The organism is Halorhodospira abdelmalekii (assembly GCF_016583625.1).
Classification (GTDB): Bacteria; Pseudomonadota; Gammaproteobacteria; order Nitrococcales; family Halorhodospiraceae; genus Halorhodospira; species Halorhodospira abdelmalekii.
Window position 1 is genome coordinate 1 of sequence record NZ_NRRN01000122.1, and the last position, 2,690, is coordinate 2,690.

Annotated in this window: 2 protein-coding genes and 1 pseudogene; all 3 read left to right on the top strand. The window is 67.5% G+C overall.

Annotated elements, in window-relative coordinates; genetic code table 11:
- Positions 1 to 198: 198 nt before the first annotated feature.
- Positions 199 to 1,360: IS21 family transposase (gene istA, locus CKO15_RS13725; RefSeq protein WP_242464815.1), on the top strand; the 1,162-nt coding region annotated here is incomplete at its 3' end.
- Position 1,361: 1 nt separating this feature from the next.
- A pseudogene (locus tag CKO15_RS14300) lies at positions 1,362 to 1,746 on the top strand (HhH-GDP family DNA glycosylase); the annotation flags it as partial.
- 28 nt (positions 1,747 to 1,774) lie between these two features.
- Positions 1,775 to 2,539 carry an IS21-like element helper ATPase IstB gene (gene istB, locus CKO15_RS13730; protein ID WP_200197389.1) on the top strand — a complete coding sequence of 255 codons (765 nt, stop codon included), beginning with the start codon at positions 1,775 to 1,777 and terminating at the stop codon, positions 2,537 to 2,539.
- The last annotated feature ends 151 nt before the right edge of the window (positions 2,540 to 2,690 follow it).

Sequence of the window (2,690 nt, forward strand, 5' to 3'; positions counted from 1 at the left end):
TATGGAATAGTCCTCAAGTGGGGGGTGCATTCCACGGGAAGTGGGGTGCCGATTCCACGCGAAGCGGGTGTGCTGTTCCACCGGAAGTGGGGGGGCGATTCCACCGGATGTGGTGGGGCCGTTCCACGGTGATGGGGTGGTAGGCGCGGGATCGGGGGATACTTGGACTCTCCCCACCACCTGCTCCGGAGAGAGTCCATGCCCACCCCGAGGTCGTCCATGCGTAAAATCCGTGAGGTTCTTCGGCTTCACCACGAGCTGAGCTTGAGCCAGCCCCGCATCGCCTCCGCCTGCCAGCTAGGCGTGAACACCGTGCACCGATACCTTCACCGCGCCCAGGCCGCGGGGCTCGAATGGCCGCTGCCCGAGGATCTTGACGATCATGCCCTGGAGCAGCTGCTTTTCCCGCATCGCGCCGGTCCTCGCCCTGACCTCCCGCCGGAGCCGGACTGGGAGCAGGTTGCCCGCGAGCTCACGCGCAAGGGCGTGACCCGCCACCAGCTCTGGCTTGAGTACCGCGAGCAGGAGCCGAAGGGCTACGGTTACTCGGCGTTTTGCGTCCACCTGCGCCGCCACCTGGGTCGAGAGCAGCCGAGCATGGCGCAGGTCCATACCGCCGGCGAGGCGCTCTACGTCGACTACGCGGGCATGACCCTCCCGATCCATGATGGCGAGACCGGTGAGCAGCTGCCGGCGCAGGTCTTTGTCGCCGTGCTCGGCTGCTCGCAACTGGTCTACGCCGAGGCGTCGGCGACTCAGGGCAGCAGCGACTGGCTCAACGCCCACATCCGTGCGCTGACCTACATCGGCGGTGTGCCCGAGTGCATCGTCCCGGACAACCTCAAAAGCGCCGTGCAGCGACCCCACCGCTACGATCCGCAGCTCAACCGGGCCTACGCCGAGCTGGCCGCGGCCTATGGCTTCGCCGTGGTCCCGGCGCGGGTGCGCGCCCCGAAGGATAAGGCGCTGGCCGAGAACGCCGTGCTGATTGTCGAGCGAGAGATCCTCGCACCCATGCGCGATCGGCGCTTCTTCAGCCTGGCGGAGGCCAATGCGGCGATCCGCGAGCGGCTCGATGCGCTGAATGAGCGGCCTTTCTCGCGCCGTGCCGGCAGTCGCCGGCAGCGTTTCGAGGAACTCGAGCGCCCGGTACTGCGCCCGTTACCGACGCACCCCTTCGAGCCGGCCATTTGGCGCCGTCTGCAGCTCGGCCCGACCTACCATGTCGAGCACGCCGGGCACAGCTACAGCGTCCCGCACGGGCTCATCGGCCAGGAAGTGGAGCTGCGGATCACCGCCGCGGCGCTCGAGGTTTTTCACGCCAGCCTGCGCGTCGCCGCCCATCCACGCCACGACGGCCNCGACGGCCCAGGGCAGAGCACCCTGAACGAGCACATGCCGCCCCACCACCGGGCCTACGCGGCGCTCGACGGCGGGCAGATGCTGCGTTGGGCTGAGGGCGTCGGTGTGGCGACCGCCACACTCCTGCGCCAAGAACTCGAAAACGGCCCCCTACGCCGTGCAAGGCGCCTGGCCGAAGGACTCCAGCGCCTGGCCCGACATTACAGCCCACAGCGCCTGGAAGCGGCCTCGGAGCGGGCACTGAGCCTGGGGGTGGGCAGCTACACGAACCTGGAGTCGATCCTGCGTCGCGGTCTGGACCGTCAGCCGCTGGATGGGGAGCGGCGAACCGAGGCCACGCCCATCGAGCACACCAATGTGCGCGGCCCCGGCTACTACCACTGATCGCCCCCACCACGGAGAGACCCTGATCATGTTACCGCATCCGACCTTGGAGAAGCTCTCGGCGCTAAAACTTAATGGCATGCGCGCTGCCGTCGAGGAGCAATTGGGCCGCACGGACCTGGAGGCGATGCCCTTTCTCGATCGCCTCGCCCTGCTTGTCGAGCGTGAGGCCGCGGTCCGTGCCGATCGCCAGCTCACTGCCCGACTGCGTGCCGCCAAGCTGCGTTATCCGGAGGCCTGCGTCGAGGGGATCAACCGCCACGCCCGCCGCAAGCTCTCAGGTGCTGTGCTTGAGCCGCTTTTCACCAGCCGATGGGTCACGGATCAGCGCAATGTGCTGATCACCGGTCCAACCGGCGTCGGCAAGTCGTATCTCGCCTGCGCCCTGGCGCAGAAGGCCTGCCGCGACGGCTACCGGGCCTACTATGCACGTCTGCCCCGGCTTCTTGGCGAGCTGACCCTCGCCCGGGCGGATGGCACTTATGCCCGCCGCTTTGCCGAGCTGGCCAAGGCCCAAGTCCTGGTGCTCGACGACTTCGGTCTCGGGGCTCTGGATGACACCGACCGACGGGAGCTTCTGGAACTCCTCGAGGACCGCTACCGACGCCGCTCCACGGTCATCGCCAGTCAGCTGCCCATCGCCCAGTGGTACGAGGTCATCGGCGATGCCACGCTGGCCGACGCCATCCTCGATCGGGTCGTGCACAACAGCTACCGCCTCGAGATGCAGGGTGAATCCATGCGTCGCTCCCAGGATGCCCTCGAGGCAACCACCTCGGAGTCGACGCCATGAGCCGCTGGCTTGGTGTGGACCTGCTGCCTGCAGAGGCACCCCAGCTTAGTGGAATGGCCCCACCACTTCCCGTGGAACGGGCCCACCACATCCGGTGGAATGGCCACCCCTCATCACGTGGAACAGGCCACCCACTTGACTGGAATCCCCA

What these genes read in the sequence shown, in the direction of transcription:
- istB (WP_200197389.1), top strand. Translation starts at nt 1,775, where the DNA reads ATGTTACCGCATCCGACCTTGGAGAAGCTCTCGGCGCTAAAACTTAAT.